The sequence below is a fragment of the Burkholderia sp. AU33545 genome, assembly GCF_020419685.1.
GTDB classification, from domain to species: Bacteria; Pseudomonadota; Gammaproteobacteria; order Burkholderiales; family Burkholderiaceae; genus Burkholderia; species Burkholderia diffusa.
The window spans coordinates 315,861-332,016 of sequence record NZ_JAIZRQ010000006.1; the positions used below are offsets into that span (position 1 = coordinate 315,861).

The following is a 16,156-nucleotide window of genomic DNA, read 5'->3' on the forward strand; positions in this document are numbered from 1 at the left end:
GATCATGCTCCCGAGCGGCCGAACAGCGCGCGTGTAAACAGCGGACGATTGCGCACGCGCAACCAGAAGATGAACGCGACGATCGCCGCGACGACCAGGTGCAGGCCGACGAGGCCGACGCCGAACGACATCTTGCCCTGCTCGATCTGCGACTGCACGACGTTCAGCAGGTTCGAGTACGTGAGGTAGATCAGCACGGCCATCACGAGGTTGATCGTGCGGCTGCGGCGCGGGTTCTGGTACGACAGCGGAATGCCGAGCACCATCAGGTTGATCGCGATCAGCGGCAGCCCCGCGCGCCACGCGAATTCCGCGAGGTTGTCGCGCGTCGGGTTGCGCAGCAGGTCGGGCGTCGGCGTGCTGTTGGTGGTCGGTACGTTGGTGACCGGCGTGCTCGTGATCTTCACGCCGTAGCGCTGGAACTCCATGATCTTGAAGTTCGGCTGGCCGGGCGTGCCGTCGTAGCGGCGGCCGTCCTCCAGCACGACGAAGCGATCGCCGTCCTTCGTTTCCGTGTGGCCCGTGTGCGATACCACGACGTTGACCTTGCCGTTCTCGGTCGACGTGACGAACACGTTCTGCACCTTGCTCTGGTCCGGCGACATCTTCTCGATGAAGAACACGCGATGGTTCGACGCCGATTCGCGGAACTGGCCTGGCGCGAGCAGCGAGATCTCGTCGCGCTGCTGGAAGCGCGCCTTGATCATCTTGCTCTGCTGGTTCGACCACGGCCAGCCGACGAACGCGAAGAACGCGATCAGCAGGACGATCGGCGTGGCGAACACGCCGATCGGCTTGATCAGGCGCGTGAGGCTCACGCCCGACGCGAGCCAGACGACCATTTCGGAGTCCCGGTACCACCGGGTCAGCACGAACAGGATCGACACGAACAGCGTGACGACGAGCATCACGGCGAGATAGCCGATCACGGTCAGGCCGATCAGCACGAGCACGTCGCGCGGATCGATTTCGCCGGACGCGGCATAGCCGACGATGCGGATCATCATCGTCGTGAGCATGATCGTGAGCAGCACCATGAACACGGCGCCAGCCGTATACGCAAGCTCGCGCTGGAGGGAGCGTTCGAAGATCATTCTTGATGAGAAGAGGGCGGGAGGCTGCGCTCGCGTGGTGGAGCGCTCGCGCCGCCACGGGAAAAATAGCGGATAATTGCGGCTTTCATCCTTAGCCCAGATTTTATCCGAGGACAAGCGCGATGGACTTTAGCATAAAAGGCTGTGATTGGAGCAAAGGCGAGGCCAAGGGGTTCCTGACCGGGAAGTCCGACTGCATCGTGCTCGGCATCTTCGAGGCGCAGACTCTCTCGGGCGCGGCGCTCGACATCGACACGGCCACCAAGGGGCTGATCTCGCGCGTGGTGAAGGCCGGCGACATGGACGGCAAGCGCGGCAAGACGCTGTTCCTGCACGAGGTATCGGGCATCGGTGCGTCGCGCGTGCTGCTCGTCGGCCTCGGCAAGCAGGATGCTTTCAATCAGAAAGCCTACAACGACGCGGCGACGGCCGCATGGCGCGCGCTGCTGGCCACCAAGGTCGTGCAGGTCACGTTCACGCTCGCGCAACTGCCGGTCGACGAGCGCGGCTCCGACTGGGGCGTGCGTGCGGCGATTCTCGCGCTGCGCAACGAGACCTACCGCTTCACGCAGATGAAGAGCAAGCCGGAACCGGCGTCGCATGCGCTCAAGCGCGTCGTGTTCAGCGTCAATCCGGCCGATGAAAAGGCCGCGAAGCTGGCGGCCAAGCAGGCCGTCGCGCTGGCGAACGGGATGGACCTCACGCGTGACCTGGGCAACCTGCCTGGCAACGTGTGCACGCCGACCTATCTCGGCAATACCGCGAAGAAGATCGCGAAGGATTGGGGTCTGAAGGTCGAGGTGCTCGGCCTGAAGCAGATCCAGGCGCTCAAGATGGGCTCGTTCCTGTCGGTCGCGCGCGCGTCGGTCGAGCCGCCGCAGTTCATCGTGCTGCATTACCAGGGCGCCGCCGCGAAGGCCGCGCCGGTCGTGCTGGTCGGCAAGGGCATCACGTTCGACACGGGCGGCATCTCGCTGAAGCCGGGCGAGGGCATGGACGAGATGAAGTACGACATGTGCGGCGCGGGCTCGGTGCTCGGCACGATGCGTGCGGTCGCCGAAATGGGCCTGAAGATCAACGTCGTCGCGATCGTGCCGACCTGCGAGAACATGCCGGGCGGCAACGCGACGAAGCCGGGCGACATCGTCACCAGCATGAAGGGGCTGACGGTCGAGGTGCTCAACACCGACGCCGAGGGCCGCCTGATCCTGTGCGACGCGCTCACTTATGCGGAACGCTTCAAGCCCGCGGCGGTGATCGACGTGGCGACGCTGACGGGCGCTTGCGTGATCGCGCTCGGCGGGCACAACAGCGGCCTGTTCTCGAAGGACGATGCACTCGCGGGCGAGCTGCTCGACGCCTCGCGCGAAGCGAACGATCCGGCGTGGCGCATGCCGCTCGACGACGAATACCAGGATCAGCTGAAGTCGAATTTCGCGGACATCGCGAACATCGGCGGGCGTCCGGCCGGCGCCGTGACGGCGGCGTGCTTCCTGTCGCGCTTCACCGACAGCTATCCTTGGGCGCACCTGGACATCGCCGGCACGGCGTGGAAGGGCGGCGCGGCGAAGGGCGCGACCGGCCGTCCGGTGCCGCTGCTCGCGCAGTTCCTGATCGACCGCGCCGGCCAGTGATGGCAGGTCTCACGACGATGCGGGTGCGCGGGCAATGACGCGAATCGATTTCCATTCGAACGTCGGCGATTCGCTCGCGTACGCGTGCCGGCTGCTGCGCAAGGCCTACCAGGCCGGGCAGCCGGTCGTCGTGCTCGCGGAACCCGCGCGCCTGCGCGCGCTCGACGAGCAGCTCTGGACGTTCTCGCCGCTCGATTTCATTCCGCACTGCGGCGTCGACAGCGCGCATGCGGCCGGCACGCCGATCGTGCTGACCGCTGATCTCGACCAGGCGCCGCATCACCACGTGCTGCTGAACCTCGGCGCGGCCGTGCCCGCGCAGTTCGCGCGCTTCGAACGCCTGCTCGAGGTGGTCGGCAATGCGCCGGACGAACTGGCCGCGGGCCGCGACCGCTACCGCTTCTACCGCGATCGCGGATACGCGCTGAACAACTACAAGCAAGGCAGCTAGCCGAAACCGTCGACGGAGCGTCCCCGTGACACAAGCCGAATCCTCTTCGATCCCGACGCTGACCGACGTGCTGGTGCCGGGCAAGCCGGTGCCGGCGCGTTCGTCCGCGACCGATGTGCCGCCGCGCGACGATGCCGCCGCGCCGGAGCGCACGGGAACCGACCCCGAATTCGTGGTGGTCGAGCCGGTGCCGACGCCGGACGTCCCGACCGTCGAACTGCCGGGCGACAGCGATGCGCCGGCGCAACCCGGTGCCGCCGGACACGTCGTCGCCGAGGAATCGGCTGCGGCGCAGGCGCCGTTGCGCTCCGCGCTGGCCGATGACGAGGGGCAGCAGGCCGGCGTTGCCGCGACGCCGCGCGAGCCCGGTGAAGCGATGCCGTCCCACGCGGGCGCACCGGCTGCCGACGGGCTGGCCACCGATCATCCTGCTCGCGCAGCGCTCCCGGAGTCGCGTGCGGCCGCCGCGCTGACACCGGAGGACGCGCACCATATCGCCGAGCGTCTGCGCGATCGGCTGACGAATTATCTGACCGGGGAAGGGCGCGAGGCCATCGAGGCACGCTGCCGCGACGCGCTGCACGACCATACGGCCTGGCTGGTCGGCCAGATCACGCGCGAAGTGGCGCTGGCGCTCGAAACCGAAGTGATGGAATGGGTTCGCGACGCGGTCGACGAAGAGATCGCTCGCCGCCGGACGGGTCGTTCAGGCTGAGCGCACGGCGAGTGTCGTGCGCTGGCGCCGCGGGCGCGGCTCCGATCGTCGTCGCTGACGATCGCCGATCCGGTTGCAACGAGAGGCATGGAATCGTGCCGGGCGCCAGGCGCGGCGCGCGTGCGCGCGCCCGGTCACCGGGCTCAGTGGAGCGATAGCACCCACTGCGCGAGCGTGTGCGCCTCGACGCTCGTCAGCTGCGTATTGGCGGGCATCGGCACGCCCCCCCACACCCCGACGCTGCCCTTCACGATTGATTGCGCGAGGTAATCGACGGCGTCGGCGCGTGCCGCGTACTTGCCCGCGATGTCGTGGAACGACGGGCCCATCAGCGGCTTGCCGACCGCATGGCAGGCCATGCAGTTCTTGCGCTGCGCGAGCACGAGTCCGTCGCTGGCCTGGTCGGCGTGTGCCGCCGCCGCGCCGCCGGTCAGCAGCGCCACGAGCAGCGCGCGCGATATCGTCTGTTTCATGCGGTTCTCCGCCGGCGGGAACGGCCGGCTTCACGGTCCGCGCATTATAAAAGCAAAGGGAATGCGCGTTTTGCGCGTTTCCCCGGCGGCCGTCTGCAATGGGGTCGCATGACCTGCGTGCCGCATCAGCCGGTGACGGCACCCTTGTTCGCCGGGCGGGCGAGGGCCGCGTACTTGGCGAGCACGCCGCGCGTGTAGCGCGGTGCCGGCTGCTTCCACGCGGCGCGCCGGCGCGCGAGCTCGGCGTCGTCGACGTTCAGCTGCAGCACGAGCCGGTGCGCATCGATCGTGATCGAGTCGCCTTCCTGCACGAGCGCGATCGTGCCGCCGACGAAGGCCTCGGGCGCGACGTGCCCGACCACCATCCCCCAGGTGCCGCCCGAGAAGCGGCCGTCGGTGATGAAGCCGACCGATTCGCCGAGCCCCTTGCCGATGATCGCCGACGTCGGCGCGAGCATTTCCGGCATGCCGGGGCCGCCCTGTGGACCGAGATAGCGCAGCACCAGCACGTCGCCTGCACGGATCCGGTCGCCGAGGATCGCGTCCATCGCGCTTTGCTCGTCGTCGAACACGCGCGCCGGGCCCGTGATCACCGGGTTCTTCAGGCCGGTGATCTTCGCGACCGCACCGTCTTGCGCGAGGTTGCCCTTCAGGATCGCGAGATGCCCTTCCTTGTACAGCGCGCGGTCGATCGGGAAGATCACCTTCTGGTCCGCGCGCGGCACGCCCGGCACGTCCTTCAGCTCCTCGGCGATCGTGCGGCCGGTGATCGTCATGCAGTCGCCGTGCAGCAACCCCGCATCGAGCAGGATCCGCAGCACCTGCGGGATGCCGCCGGCCTGGTGCAGATCGGTCGCCACGTACTGGCCCGACGGCTTCAGGTCGCAGATCACCGGCACGCGCTTGCGGATGCGCTCGAAGTCGTCGATCGTCCAGTCGATCTCGGCCGCGTGCGCGATCGCCAGATAGTGCAGCACCGCGTTGGTCGAGCCGCCGGTCGCCATGATCAGCGACACCGCGTTCTCGATCGACGCCTTCGTGATGATGTCGCGCGGCTTCAGGTCGCGCTTCACGGCCTCGACCAGCACGCGTGCCGATTCGGCGGCCGAGTCGACCTTCTCCTGATCAGGGTTCGCCATCGTCGACGAATACATCAGCGACATGCCGAGCGCCTCGAACGACGAGCTCATCGTGTTCGCGGTGTACATCCCGCCGCACGACCCCGACGTCGGACACGCGTTCTGCTCGACACCCTCGAAATCTTCCTGCGACATCCGGCCCGCGGTGAACTCGCCGACCGCCTCGAACGACGACACGATCGTCAGGTCGCGGCCCTTCCAGTGGCCGGGCCGGATCGTGCCGCCGTACACGTAGATGCCCGGCACGTTCAGGCGCGCGAGCGCGATCATCCCGCCCGGCATGTTCTTGTCGCAGCCGCCGACCACCACCACGCCGTCCATCCACTGGCCCTGCACGCAGGTCTCGATGCAGTCGGCGATCACTTCGCGCGACACGAGCGAATACTTCATGCCCTCGGTGCCCATCGACATGCCGTCCGAGATCGTCGGCGTGCCGAAGATCTGCGGGTTCGCATCGGCCGCCTTCACGGCCGCGACGGCCGCGTCCGACAGCCGCTGCAGGCCCGAGTTGCACGGCGTGATCGTCGAGTGGCCGTTCGCGATGCCGATCATCGGCTTGTCGAAATCGTCCTTCTGGTAGCCGAGGGCGTAATACATCGAGCGATTCGGCGAACGGGCCACGCCTTGCGTGATGTGCTTCGAGCGACGGTTGTACGGCATGGGGGACTCCATCGTTGTATTGGCGACTCCCGCGAACGGCGCGCCGGTTCGGATCAATCAAGAATGGAGTTTCCGGTTTGGAATGTCCAATATATTATTTGTCGATTATTAAGTCGTTTTGCGAATGAGTGAGACATGGCCGACCCGACGCCCGATCTGCGCCAGTGGCGCTATTTCGTGACCGTTGCCGACGAGCGCCATTTCGGCCGCGCGGCCGAGCGCCTGTCGATGACGCAGCCGCCGCTGTCGCAGGCGATCCGGGCGCTGGAGGAGGCGCTCGGCGTCGCGCTGTTCGCGCGTACCAAGCGCTCGGTCGCGCTGACGGCGGTCGGCGCGGCGCTGCTGCCCGACGTCCGCCGGCTGCTCGCGTCGGCTGACGCGCTGCCGCCGCTCGCGCGGCGTCTCGCGCGCGGCGAAGCCGGTTCGCTGTCGCTCGCGTTCGTGTCGACCGCCGATTACGGGCTGCTGCCGTCGCTGCTGCGCGCGTTCGGCGCACGCTATCCGCACGTGCGGCTGCAGCTCGCGGAAGCGACGAGCGACGTGCAGATCGACGAACTCGTCGCCGGCCGCATCGACGCGGGGCTCGTGATTCCGCCGGTGCCGCCGCGCCACGCGGCCGGGCTGTCGTACCTGCCGGTCGTGCGCGAGCCGCTGGTGGTCGCGATGCCGGCGGCCGCGGCCCCCGGCGTGCCCGAAGACGAACCCGTGCATCTGGCCGAGCTGTCCGCGCTGCCGCTCGTCATCTTCCCGCGTCGTTTGGCGCCCGGCTTTTATGACATCATTACGGGCTGCTACGGCGCGGCGGGGGAAACCCCGCGCATCGGCCAGGAGGCAATCCAGATGCAGACGATCGTCAGCCTCGTGTCGGCCGGCATGGGCGTCGCACTGGTGCCGCAGTCGTTGCGTAACCTGCGGCGCACCGGCGTGGTCTATCGGCCGCTCGCCGGCGACGCACCGGTCGTCGAGACTGGCCTCGTGTGGCGCACGGGCGATGTCAGCCCGGTGCTCGCCGGCTTCATCGACGTCGTGCGCGCGCACGGTCTTGCCGCATGATGCGAACGATGGCGCGCCAGCGCCGTCCAATGCGCGGTGCGGCGCCGGTGCGAGCGCCGTACCGCATTCGAAAACTTCATCGCTAACCCATGATCATTCACCCGAATTTCGACCCCGTAGCGATCCATCTCGGGCCGCTGGCCGTGCGCTGGTACGGCCTCATGTATCTCGTCGGCTTCATCGCGGCGATCGTCGTCGGCCGGATCCGCCTGAAGCTGCCGTACGTCGCCGCGCAGGGCTGGACCGCCAAGGACATCGACGACATGATGTTCTACGGTGTGCTCGGCACCGTGCTCGGTGGCCGGCTCGGCTACGTGCTGTTCTACAAGGCCGACTTCTACTTCTCGCATCCGCTCGACGTGTTCAAGGTGTGGGAAGGGGGAATGTCCTTCCACGGCGGCTTCCTCGGCGTGACGCTCGCGATGGCCCTGTTCGCGTGGCAGCGCAAGCGTCACTGGCTGCAGGTCACCGATTTCGTCGCGCCGATGGTGCCGACGGGGCTCGCGGCCGGGCGGCTCGGCAACTTCATCAACGGCGAGCTGTGGGGCCGCGTGACCGATCCGAGCGCGCCGTGGGCGATGCTGTTCCCGGGTGCGATGCGTGACGACGCGGCGTGGCTGCCGAGGCATCCGGCGCTCGTCGAGAAGTGGCATCTCGCCGACGTGTTCATGCAGTACCAGATGTTGCCGCGCCATCCTTCGCAGCTCTACGAAATCGCACTCGAAGGCATTGCGCTGTTCTTCGTGCTCTTCTTCTTCTCGCGCAAGCCGCGGCCGATGGGCGCGATATCCGCGCTGTTCCTGATCGGCTACGGGCTCGCGCGCTTCACGGTTGAATTCGCGCGTGAACCGGACGACTTCCTCGGCCTGCTTGCCCTCGGCCTGTCGATGGGGCAGTGGCTGTCGCTGCCGATGATTCTCGCGGGCATCGCGCTGCTGGTGTGGGCATACCGTCGCCGCGCGGCGAGCGTGGCGGCGTGATGTTGCTGCGTCATGCGGTTGCGTCACGCGCGAGCTGTGTGACGCATGACGCGTGATGCGATGCGGATGCGCACGATCGGCGTGCGCATCGATCGCAGGATCTCGAACGAAAAACGCCGGCCCGAAGGCCGGCGTTTTCGCATCTGCCGCGCGTTGCGCGACGTGCGTTACTTCATCTGCACCGAGCCGTTGACCGTGACCGACACGGTCGCCTTGCCGCCTTCGACCGAGATCGGCGCGCTCATCTTCGCGCTGTCCGTCGGTGCCGCGGCCATCGCCAGCATGCGCGGGTACGGCTGCACGTTGCGGCTGCCGCCGACGTTCACGTCGCGGATCGAGTAGCTGTTGTAGCCGAAGGCCTTCGCGGCTTCGTCCGCGCGCGCGCGGAACGACTTGATCGCTTCGGTCGTGAGCTTCTGCTCGGCCGTGCGCTGTGCTTCGGGCGACAGCGAGAACTCGACGTTCGCGACCTGCATCTGGTTCGACAGCTGGCCCGCGAGCTTCGACGCCGCCGCGAAATCGCGCGATTCGAGCACGACTTCGGTACGGCCGCGCCATGCGGAGATCTTGCCGTCGCGATCGGTGCTCGGATACACGGAGAACGCACCGGTGTGCGCGGTGACGCCCGATACGCCCTTCGCCTGCGCGAGCGCCGCGTCGGCCCGCTGGTTGAGCGCGGACGTCAGGCTGCCCGGGTCCTTCGCCTGCTGTTCGTAGAACAGCGTGATGTGGATGATGTCCTGCGGCACGTCGGCGCTGGCCTGCGACGACAGCGACAGTACGCCCGCCGGTTCCGGAAAGTGCGGGTTCGCGGTCTGCGCGTGCGCGGCCGGTGACGCGAGCGTCAGCGCGACGGGCACGGCGGCGGCGAGGGCGAGCGACAGCGCGAGTGCGGATTTCTTGGTCATTGTTGGACTCCTTGTGCGAGGGCGCGCATGCGGATCACGCGTGCGCGACGCGGGCGTACCGCGCGACGAAAAAACGGCCGTCGTCCCGATCGGGCGACAGCGGTTGCTTAGGCCGCACGAACGCGTCGCGAGTTCCGTGGCGGCGGCGCGTCTTGACGGGATTTGACCTTTGCTGTTTGTCTGTTGCGCGTGCCGCGACTGCGTGCGCCTACTTCATCAGCCTTTCGGTGATGAAGCGCCACTCGGCGCGCGTGACGGGCGTGATCGACAGCCGATTGCCGCGTGCGAGCACGCGCATGTCGGCGAGTTCGTCATGCTCGCGCAATGCGGCGAGCGGCACGAGCGGCGACTTCTTCACGAAGCGCACGTCGACGAGCAGCCAGCGCGGTGCTTCCTGCGTCGACTTCGGATCGTAATACGGGCTTTTCGGATCGAACTGGGTGGGGTCGGGGTAGGGCGTCGACGAGACTTCGGCGAGGCCCGCGATGCCCGGCTCAGGGCAGCTCGAGTGATAGAACAGCACGCCGTCGCCGATCTTCATCGTGTCGCGCATGAAATTGCGCGCCTGATAGTTGCGCACGCCGGTCCATGGCAGGGAGTGCTGCGGTGCGTGCGCGAGATCGTCGATGCTTGCTTCGTCCGGTTCGGACTTCATCAGCCAGTATTGCATGGATCGTAATCGACGCAGAAAGGGCTGCTACAAAAGGAAACGGCATCGGGGATCCCCGATGCCGTTGGATAGGCCCCCGCCTTGGCCGCTAGGCCGGCATCCTGAACCTGGGGTTCAGAATTGGTCGCAGTTAGCAGCACTTCGGGTACATCAGACAGAGTGACGCGCGCGCCCGTGCTACAAATTTCCGCAACCGTGCACATGGCATTGGTTCAAGGAATATATGACCTTGGCGAACCAGGCAGGGAAGCTGACTGAACTGTGTTTCGTTGCGCCAATTTGACCACCGTTGATCGCCGAGATCAAGGGGAATCGACGCATCGATCAAACGTTACTGCGTCTCGTGCTGTGCGAGCACCGCGCCGAGCTGTTCGTTCATCTGGTGCATTGTACGACGGATTTCTTCCGCCGGAAATGCTTCACCGTGACGCACGCTCGTTTGCAGTCGCAGCAATTCGGATGCGAGCGACAGTGCCGCCATCACCGCGATACGGTCGGTGCCGCGCACCGAACTGTTCGCGCGGATCTTCGACATTTCAGCGTCGACGCGTGCGACGGCCTCGAGCAACGCCGCTTCGGTCTCGGCCGAACAGGCGAGCCGATAGGGCTGACCGAGAATCGAGACTTCGATCTGCTTGGTGCTCATGCATGTTCTCCGTGGCTGGCCGCGTCGTCGCCATCCGTGCGCGCCTGCGCATCGAGCAGGTCGAGCTGGTTGTCGGCTTGCTCTGCGTTCTTCGTGCGCGGCAGCTTTTCGAGAATCGCGTTCAGTTTGACCTGGGCGTCGTCGATCTTTGCCGACAGCGTGTCGCGCTCGGCCGCGAGCGCATTGCGTTCGTCGCGCAGTTGCGCGAGTTCCGCGCGGACCGTGTCCGCTTCCGCGCGCATTTGCGCGACTTGCTCCTCGAGCGCGAGCCGTTCCGCGTGATAGCGCTTGTTCAGCGAGATCAGACGGCCAATATTTTGAGATAAGGTTTCGAGTTCGTTGAGCATTTGCTGCGTCCTCTAAAGACCCAGCATTTTAGCGCGGAATAACGCGCATTCCGACATCTGTAACGTTTCCAGTCGTAACACCCCGGCTTCTTGCCGCGAATACGCGGCTCCGGCGTGTTCGCGGCGTGCTCCCGGCATACGTCCGGCCGCTTTCTTGACGCTTGCGCGACCCGCTCCTAAACTGGCGCCGCCTCGGTGCTCGCGCGCGTGTCGCGCGGTTAAACGGGAAGCAGGGCGCGTGCTCCGCATGGAGATCGCCAACCTGCGCTGCCCCCGCAACGGTAAGCGGCCGCGTCGGACGACGCAGGCCGGCTCGGGCGCGTTTCGCGTGCAGGTCGCACGCGGGCGCGGGCCACTGCGCGTGATACGCGCGGGAAGGCGAGCCGGTACGCCGCCAGCCCGGATACCGGCCGAGGCGGGGAGCCTGTACGGCTTCATGACGCGCGGCCTGCGGGGACGCGGGGCGCGCAGTGCTTCACGGGACTTGTCTTCGATGCTGACCCCAATCGTCCGCACGGCCTCCGGCGCACGCCGCGGCGCGCCGCATCTCGCCGTCGCGCACACTGCGGCGGCGGCTGGTTCGCCCGGATCGGCGACGACGCAGGCCGTTGCGGCGCCGGCACCTGTCGCGCCGCGCGCCGACGCGCCTTTGCCGCCGGATGTCGCGGTCGCCGCGCCGAACATGCCTGATGGCTACGACGCAACCGCGATGCCGATCGACCCGATGCGGCGGCTTCCTCTATATTGCGCAGAATGTCGACCGCACGCAGGTGCGGCTCGATGGATCGTGGCCGTGTCACGCCGGTGCGACCGACGTTCGGCCGGCCGAATGCTTGCGGGACGCGATCGGCCAAACGTGGGAATCGGGGTATCGATCGTGGTGCGCGCTATGGTGCGCCGCAGGCCGTGCATCGCTCGCTCTGCCGCACATGGGATGGCATCCGAGCCGCGCGCGCGATGACATCACCGGGTCGCTGTTCGTCCGTGCACGCATCAACAACCTGTTCGACGAGGATGACGAGCTTGCGTAAGTCTGCAACACACCGGAGCGCGACGCTGGTGCCGCGCCTGGCCGGCAACGATGGTCGGCGGAAGCATCGCGCGTCGTGCGCGATGCCGTGCGGCGCATGAGCGCCGCGCGTGCCGCCGCGATCTGGCTAGCGCTCGCGGCCGTGGTCGCGTTGCTGTTCGTCGCATCGCTGTCGATCGGCAGCGTGCCGATGTCACCGTGGCAGGCGCTCGCGTCGCTTGTGCCGCACGGCGGCGACGCACTGTTCGCCGACATCGTGCGCACGCTCCGGCTGCCGCGTGCGCTTGCGGGGTTCGCGTGCGGCGCGCTGCTTGCGCTGGCCGGTGCGCTGCTGCAGGTGCTGCTGCGCAATCCGCTCGCGGAGCCGTATGTGCTCGGCGTGTCCGGCGGCGCGGCCGGCTTCGCGCTCGTCACGATGATCGCGGGCGGCGCGTGGTGGCTCGTCGATGCGTCCGCGTTCGCCGGCGCGCTCGTTTCCGTCGCGCTCGTGCTCGGGCTTGCTCGCCGCGAGCTGTGGCGCGGCGACTCGCGCGATGCGTCGCCGCGGCTGCTGCTCACGGGTGTCGTGATCGCGGCCGGGTGGGGCGCGCTCGTCACGCTGCTGCTGTCGCTCGCGCCCGATGCGCGACTGCGCGGCATCATCTTCTGGCTGACGGGCGACCTGAACGGCGTGACGGCGCCGTGGTTCGCATGGGGCGCGCTGCTGGTGGCCGCATGCGTCGCGCTGCCGGCCGCGCCGCAGCTCAACGTGCTGCTGCGCGGCGACGCGACCGCACTCGCGCTCGGTGTGCCGGTCGCGCGAGTTCGCGTGCGGATCTACCTCGTCGCGTCGCTGGCCGCCGCGGCCGCGGTGACGACGGCCGGCACGATCGGCTTCGTCGGCCTCGTCGTGCCGCATGCGTTGCGGCTCGCATTCGGAAACGACCAGCGCATGCTGCTGCCCGCCGCGATGCTTGCGGGCGGCGGCGGCGTGATGGCCGCCGACCTGCTCGCGCGCACGGCGATCGCACCCGCGCAATTGCCGGTCGGCGTGATGACCGCGTTGATCGGCGTGCCGGTGTTCCTGTGGATGTTGCTGAGGAGACCGATGCGATGACGCACGCCGCACCGCACACTGCCGGCGACATGACCTACGCAGCGATCGCTCTCACGCTGAAGGCCGGCGAACGGACGCTGCTCGACGGCTTCACGCAGGCGTTCCGTTCCGGCGAGATCTGGTGCGTCGCGGGGCCGAACGGCGCGGGCAAGACGACGCTGCTCGCGACGCTCGCGGGCCTGCAGCGACCGGCCGGCGGCCACGTCGAGATCGACGGCCGGCCGCTCGCCGCATGGCCGCCCGAACAGCTCGCACGGCGCCGCGCACTGATGCCGCAGCAATTGCACGATGCGTTCAGCGCGACGGTATTCGACACGGTGCTGCTCAACCGCTTCCCGTATCTCGGCGGCTGGGGATGGGAGCGCGACGGCGACCGCGCGGCCGCGCGCGACGCGCTCGCGACGTTCGGGCTGACCGCACTCGCGTCGCGCGACGTGCTGTCGCTGTCGGGCGGCGAGCGGCAGCGCGTCGCGCTGGCCGCGACGCTGTGCCAGGACGCGCCGCTGATGCTGCTCGACGAACCGCTCGCCCATCTTGACCTGCATCACCAGATCGACGGCCTGACCGCGCTGAGCGCATGGCTCGACGGGGGCCCGCGCACTGTACTGTTCTCATGCCACGACCTGAATCTCGCGCGGCGTTTCGCGACGCACGCGTTGTTGCTCGACGGCCGCGGCCATGCGTGGGCGGGCCCCGTGCACGATGTACTTACGCCGGCGCGCGCGAGCGACGCGTTCGGCTACCCGCTCGTGCTGATCCGCGAGAACGGCCGCGACGCGCTGCTGCCTGCGTGGCCCGAGCGACGATGAACTTCATTCTTTCGATGCGCGGCACCGGCCGCGCCAACAAGGCAACCTTCCGATGACGAATCCGACCGACTTCCCGCCCGCAATCGCGCCGCTCGACGACACGCTGCGAAAGCGCCTGCAGCATGTGATCGATCACAAGACCAAGCCGCCCGGCAGCCTCGGCCAGCTCGAGGCTCTCGCGCTGCAGATCGGCCTGATCCAGCGCACCGAGAAGCCGCACGTACAGCGTCCGGTGACGATCGTGTTCGCCGGCGACCACGGGATCGCGGCCGAGGGCGTGAGCCCGTATCCGCAGGCGGTCACCGCGCAGATGGTCGCGAACTTCCTGGCCGGCGGCGCGGCGATCAATGCGTTCTCGGGCGTCGCGCAGAGCGTGCTCGAGATCGTCGATGCGGGCGTCGCGTCGCCGCTGCCGGTGTCCGATCGGCTCGTGTCGCTGCCCGTCGCGCACGGCACGCGCAACTTCGCGGTTGAACCGGCGATGACGCCCGACGAAGCGAAGACGGCGCTCGCCGCCGGCGCGGCGCGCGTGCGCCTGCACGCCTCGCTAGGCACGAACGTGATCGGCTTCGGCGAAATGGGGATCGCGAACACGTCGTCGGCCGCATGCCTGATGAGCCGTCTGCTCGACGTGCCGATCGACGCGTGCGTCGGGCGCGGCACGGGCCTCGACGACCAGGGGCTCGCGCACAAGCGCGCGGTGCTCGGCCGCGCGCTCGTCCGGCATTCGCACGCGATCGCGCCGCTCGATGTGCTCGCGACGTTCGGCGGTTTCGAGATCGCGATGATGACGGGCGCGTATCTCGCGGCCGCGAGCGAGCGGATGACGATCCTCGTCGACGGCTTCATCGCGACGGCCGCGCTGCTGGTCGCCGAGCGCATCGCGCCCGGCGTGCGCGACTACTGCGTGTTCTCGCATGCGTCGCACGAGGCCGGGCACCGGCGCATGCTCGAGCATTTCGGCGCGAAGCCGCTGCTCGCGCTCGACCTGCGCCTCGGCGAAGGCACGGGCGCCGCGCTCGCGCTGCCGCTGGTGCGCGCGGCGGTCGCGTTCCTCACCGAGATGGCGAGCTTCGAATCCGCGGGCGTAGACAATCGTGACGCCTGAGCGCGCGAGCGGTGTACGCGCCGAACTGCGCTATTTCTTCGTCGCGCTCGGCTATTTCACGCGCGTGCCGGTGCCGCGCGCGATCGGCTACGCAGCCGGCGATCTCGATCAGGCCGCACGTTACTTTCCGCTGGTCGGCGCGTGCGTCGGCGCGTGGGGCGCGCTCGTTTATCTCGCAACACTGCGCGTGTTGCCCGCGTCGATCGCGGTCGGCCTGTCGATGGCCGCGACGCTGCTCGCGACCGGCGCGTTCCACGAGGATGGCCTGGCCGACAGCTGCGATGCGTTCGGCGGTGGCTACGCGCGAGACGACGTGCTGCGCATCATGCACGATTCGCGCATCGGCACGTTCGGCGCGGTCGCGCTCGTGATCGCGCTCGGCCTGAAATGGCAGGCGCTCGCGGCCATGCCGCCGCTGCGCGCCGCGTGGACGATGATCGCCGCGCATGCGGCGAGCCGCGCGGGGGCCGTGAGCCTGCTGATGTCGCTCGACTATGTCCGGCCGGAAGGCAAGGCGAAACCGGTCGCGCAACGCATGGGCGCACGCGCGGCCTGGATCGCGGCCGCATTCGGGCTGCCGTGGCTGTTCTGGCCGGACTGGCGCGCGGGTCTCGCGGCTCTCGTCGCGCTCGTGCTCGTGCGCGCATGGGCGGCCCGCTATTTCGTGAAGCGGATCGGCGGTTATACGGGCGACTGCCTCGGCTTCGCGCAGCAGTTGAGCGAGCTGGCGATTTATCTCGTGGTGCTCGGATGGATCTCGTACTGATTCGCCATCCGGCCGTCGATGTCGAACCGGGCGTTTGCTACGGACGCAGCGACGTGCCGCTCGCCGCATCGGCCGAGGCGGGGGCGCGGGCCGTGCGCGAGCGTCTGGCGGCGCTCGGGGCGCCGTTGCCCGAGCAGGTATGGACGAGCCCGTTGACACGGTGCACGTCGGTCGCCGAGCGGCTCGCACAGACGTTCGACGTGCCGCTGCGGCGTGATGCCGGCTGGCAGGAAATGGACTTCGGCGCGTGGGAGCTGCGGCGCTGGGACGATATCGACCGCGCGGCGCTCGATGCATGGGCGGCCGACCTGATGCATGCGTGCGCGCATGGCGGCGAAAGCGTCGCACGGTTCGCCGCGCGCGTCGCACGGATCGCGGACGCGGTCGCGCGGACCGACGCGCAGCAATGGGCGCTCACGCATGCAGGCGTGATTCGCGCATTCGCGTCGCATGCGTTGCGCGTGCCGCTCGATACGCTGCTGTCGCGACCGGTGCCGACGGGCGGCGTCGTCTGGTTGCGGACGGAGGATGCTGCGCGCACATGGGAAGTCGTCCACTGGGACGAATAGGCGAGCGC

General features: G+C 68.3%; 17 protein-coding genes, 1 other RNA gene and 1 riboswitch. Of the genes, 10 read left to right on the top strand and 8 right to left on the bottom strand.

Going from position 1 to position 16,156, the window contains the following annotated elements:
- Nucleotides 1-2: 2 nt before the first annotated feature.
- Entirely contained in the window at nucleotides 3-1,094 is a 1,092-nt protein-coding gene (gene lptF, locus LGM71_RS21635) for an LPS export ABC transporter permease LptF (RefSeq protein WP_059603829.1), read from the bottom strand.
- Between the two features lie 122 nt (nucleotides 1,095-1,216).
- Here lptF and LGM71_RS21640 point away from each other — a divergent pair, with 122 nt between their 5' ends.
- From LGM71_RS21640 to LGM71_RS21650, 3 genes are read left to right on the top strand one after another with little or no spacing between them, the layout of a single operon-like run.
- Nucleotides 1,217-2,728, top strand: a complete 1,512-nt coding sequence (locus tag LGM71_RS21640; protein WP_226116344.1) for a leucyl aminopeptidase — start codon at nucleotides 1,217-1,219, stop codon at nucleotides 2,726-2,728.
- Nucleotides 2,729-2,762: 34 nt separating this feature from the next.
- Entirely contained in the window at nucleotides 2,763-3,179 is a 417-nt protein-coding gene (locus LGM71_RS21645; protein WP_059603821.1) for a DNA polymerase III subunit chi, read from the top strand.
- A gap of 25 nt (nucleotides 3,180-3,204) precedes the next feature.
- The gene (locus LGM71_RS21650; RefSeq protein ID WP_124621596.1) at nucleotides 3,205-3,894 is read left to right on the top strand and encodes a DUF2486 family protein; all 690 of its coding nucleotides are present in this window, start codon (nucleotides 3,205-3,207) and stop codon (nucleotides 3,892-3,894) included.
- Nucleotides 3,895-4,037: 143 nt separating this feature from the next.
- Here LGM71_RS21650 and LGM71_RS21655 read toward each other — a convergent pair whose 3' ends face one another.
- Together LGM71_RS21655 and ilvD are read right to left on the bottom strand one after the other, a co-directional pair.
- On the bottom strand, nucleotides 4,038-4,367 hold the full coding sequence (locus LGM71_RS21655; protein WP_059603815.1) for a c-type cytochrome: 330 nt from the start codon (nucleotides 4,365-4,367) through the stop codon (nucleotides 4,038-4,040).
- 125 nt (nucleotides 4,368-4,492) lie between these two features.
- A complete protein-coding gene (ilvD, locus tag LGM71_RS21660; protein ID WP_059603812.1) occupies nucleotides 4,493-6,166 on the bottom strand; it encodes a dihydroxy-acid dehydratase in 1,674 nt (557 codons plus the stop codon).
- 135 nt (nucleotides 6,167-6,301) lie between these two features.
- Here ilvD and LGM71_RS21665 point away from each other — a divergent pair, with 135 nt between their 5' ends.
- Together LGM71_RS21665 and lgt are read left to right on the top strand one after the other, a co-directional pair.
- A complete protein-coding gene (locus tag LGM71_RS21665) occupies nucleotides 6,302-7,219 on the top strand; it encodes a LysR family transcriptional regulator (RefSeq protein WP_124901037.1) in 918 nt (305 codons plus the stop codon).
- Nucleotides 7,220-7,308: 89 nt separating this feature from the next.
- A complete protein-coding gene (gene lgt, locus LGM71_RS21670; RefSeq protein ID WP_059603806.1) occupies nucleotides 7,309-8,199 on the top strand; it encodes a prolipoprotein diacylglyceryl transferase in 891 nt (296 codons plus the stop codon).
- Nucleotides 8,200-8,366: 167 nt separating this feature from the next.
- On the opposite strand, the gene LGM71_RS21675 is transcribed toward lgt, so the two are convergent.
- From LGM71_RS21675 to LGM71_RS21695, 5 genes are all read right to left on the bottom strand, one after another.
- On the bottom strand, nucleotides 8,367-9,107 hold the full coding sequence (locus LGM71_RS21675; RefSeq protein WP_059603803.1) for an SIMPL domain-containing protein: 741 nt from the start codon (nucleotides 9,105-9,107) through the stop codon (nucleotides 8,367-8,369).
- Between the two features lie 208 nt (nucleotides 9,108-9,315).
- Nucleotides 9,316-9,777, bottom strand: coding sequence for an EVE domain-containing protein (locus tag LGM71_RS21680; protein ID WP_059603800.1), 462 nt, complete (start codon nucleotides 9,775-9,777; stop codon nucleotides 9,316-9,318).
- 69 nt (nucleotides 9,778-9,846) lie between these two features.
- A non-coding RNA gene (gene ssrS, locus LGM71_RS21685) (6S RNA) lies at nucleotides 9,847-10,028 on the bottom strand.
- A gap of 80 nt (nucleotides 10,029-10,108) precedes the next feature.
- Nucleotides 10,109-10,423 (bottom strand): cell division protein ZapA, encoded by a 315-nt coding sequence (locus tag LGM71_RS21690; RefSeq protein ID WP_011885730.1) that lies wholly within the window; start codon nucleotides 10,421-10,423, stop codon nucleotides 10,109-10,111.
- The gene (locus LGM71_RS21695) at nucleotides 10,420-10,770 is read right to left on the bottom strand and encodes a hypothetical protein (RefSeq protein WP_059603797.1); all 351 of its coding nucleotides are present in this window, start codon (nucleotides 10,768-10,770) and stop codon (nucleotides 10,420-10,422) included. The genes LGM71_RS21690 and LGM71_RS21695 overlap by 4 nt, the downstream gene beginning before the upstream one ends.
- A 176-nt stretch (nucleotides 10,771-10,946) precedes the next feature.
- A riboswitch (cobalamin riboswitch) is annotated at nucleotides 10,947-11,200 on the top strand.
- Nucleotides 11,201-11,897: 697 nt separating this feature from the next.
- Here LGM71_RS21695 and LGM71_RS21700 point away from each other — a divergent pair.
- From LGM71_RS21700 to cobC, 5 genes are read left to right on the top strand one after another with little or no spacing between them, the layout of a single operon-like run.
- Entirely contained in the window at nucleotides 11,898-12,896 is a 999-nt protein-coding gene (locus tag LGM71_RS21700) for a FecCD family ABC transporter permease (protein WP_124621602.1), read from the top strand.
- Entirely contained in the window at nucleotides 12,893-13,705 is an 813-nt protein-coding gene (locus LGM71_RS21705; RefSeq protein ID WP_226116346.1) for an ABC transporter ATP-binding protein, read from the top strand. Before LGM71_RS21700 ends, LGM71_RS21705 begins: the two co-directional genes overlap by 4 nt.
- Nucleotides 13,706-13,757: 52 nt before the next feature.
- On the top strand, nucleotides 13,758-14,813 hold the full coding sequence (gene cobT, locus LGM71_RS21710; protein ID WP_175816129.1) for a nicotinate-nucleotide--dimethylbenzimidazole phosphoribosyltransferase: 1,056 nt from the start codon (nucleotides 13,758-13,760) through the stop codon (nucleotides 14,811-14,813).
- Nucleotides 14,803-15,579: an adenosylcobinamide-GDP ribazoletransferase gene (locus LGM71_RS21715; protein WP_226116348.1), complete on the top strand. Its 777-nt coding sequence runs from the start codon at nucleotides 14,803-14,805 to the stop codon at nucleotides 15,577-15,579. The genes cobT and LGM71_RS21715 overlap by 11 nt, the downstream gene beginning before the upstream one ends.
- Nucleotides 15,564-16,148 (top strand): alpha-ribazole phosphatase, encoded by a 585-nt coding sequence (gene cobC, locus LGM71_RS21720; protein WP_124621607.1) that lies wholly within the window; start codon nucleotides 15,564-15,566, stop codon nucleotides 16,146-16,148. The genes LGM71_RS21715 and cobC overlap by 16 nt, the downstream gene beginning before the upstream one ends.
- Nucleotides 16,149-16,156: the final 8 nt, after the last annotated feature.

What these genes read in the sequence shown, in the direction of transcription:
- lptF (WP_059603829.1), bottom strand. Translation starts at nt 1,094, where the DNA reads ATGATCTTCGAACGCTCCCTCCAGCGCGAGCTTGCGTATACGGCTGGC.
- LGM71_RS21640 (WP_226116344.1), top strand. Translation starts at nt 1,217, where the DNA reads ATGGACTTTAGCATAAAAGGCTGTGATTGGAGCAAAGGCGAGGCCAAG.
- LGM71_RS21645 (WP_059603821.1), top strand. Translation starts at nt 2,763, where the DNA reads ATGACGCGAATCGATTTCCATTCGAACGTCGGCGATTCGCTCGCGTAC.
- LGM71_RS21655 (WP_059603815.1), bottom strand. Translation starts at nt 4,367, where the DNA reads ATGAAACAGACGATATCGCGCGCGCTGCTCGTGGCGCTGCTGACCGGC.
- ilvD (WP_059603812.1), bottom strand. Translation starts at nt 6,166, where the DNA reads ATGCCGTACAACCGTCGCTCGAAGCACATCACGCAAGGCGTGGCCCGT.
- LGM71_RS21665 (WP_124901037.1), top strand. Translation starts at nt 6,302, where the DNA reads ATGGCCGACCCGACGCCCGATCTGCGCCAGTGGCGCTATTTCGTGACC.
- lgt (WP_059603806.1), top strand. Translation starts at nt 7,309, where the DNA reads ATGATCATTCACCCGAATTTCGACCCCGTAGCGATCCATCTCGGGCCG.
- LGM71_RS21675 (WP_059603803.1), bottom strand. Translation starts at nt 9,107, where the DNA reads ATGACCAAGAAATCCGCACTCGCGCTGTCGCTCGCCCTCGCCGCCGCC.
- LGM71_RS21680 (WP_059603800.1), bottom strand. Translation starts at nt 9,777, where the DNA reads ATGCAATACTGGCTGATGAAGTCCGAACCGGACGAAGCAAGCATCGAC.
- LGM71_RS21690 (WP_011885730.1), bottom strand. Translation starts at nt 10,423, where the DNA reads ATGAGCACCAAGCAGATCGAAGTCTCGATTCTCGGTCAGCCCTATCGG.
- LGM71_RS21695 (WP_059603797.1), bottom strand. Translation starts at nt 10,770, where the DNA reads ATGCTCAACGAACTCGAAACCTTATCTCAAAATATTGGCCGTCTGATC.
- LGM71_RS21700 (WP_124621602.1), top strand. Translation starts at nt 11,898, where the DNA reads ATGAGCGCCGCGCGTGCCGCCGCGATCTGGCTAGCGCTCGCGGCCGTG.
- LGM71_RS21705 (WP_226116346.1), top strand. Translation starts at nt 12,893, where the DNA reads ATGACGCACGCCGCACCGCACACTGCCGGCGACATGACCTACGCAGCG.
- cobT (WP_175816129.1), top strand. Translation starts at nt 13,758, where the DNA reads ATGACGAATCCGACCGACTTCCCGCCCGCAATCGCGCCGCTCGACGAC.
- cobC (WP_124621607.1), top strand. Translation starts at nt 15,564, where the DNA reads ATGGATCTCGTACTGATTCGCCATCCGGCCGTCGATGTCGAACCGGGC.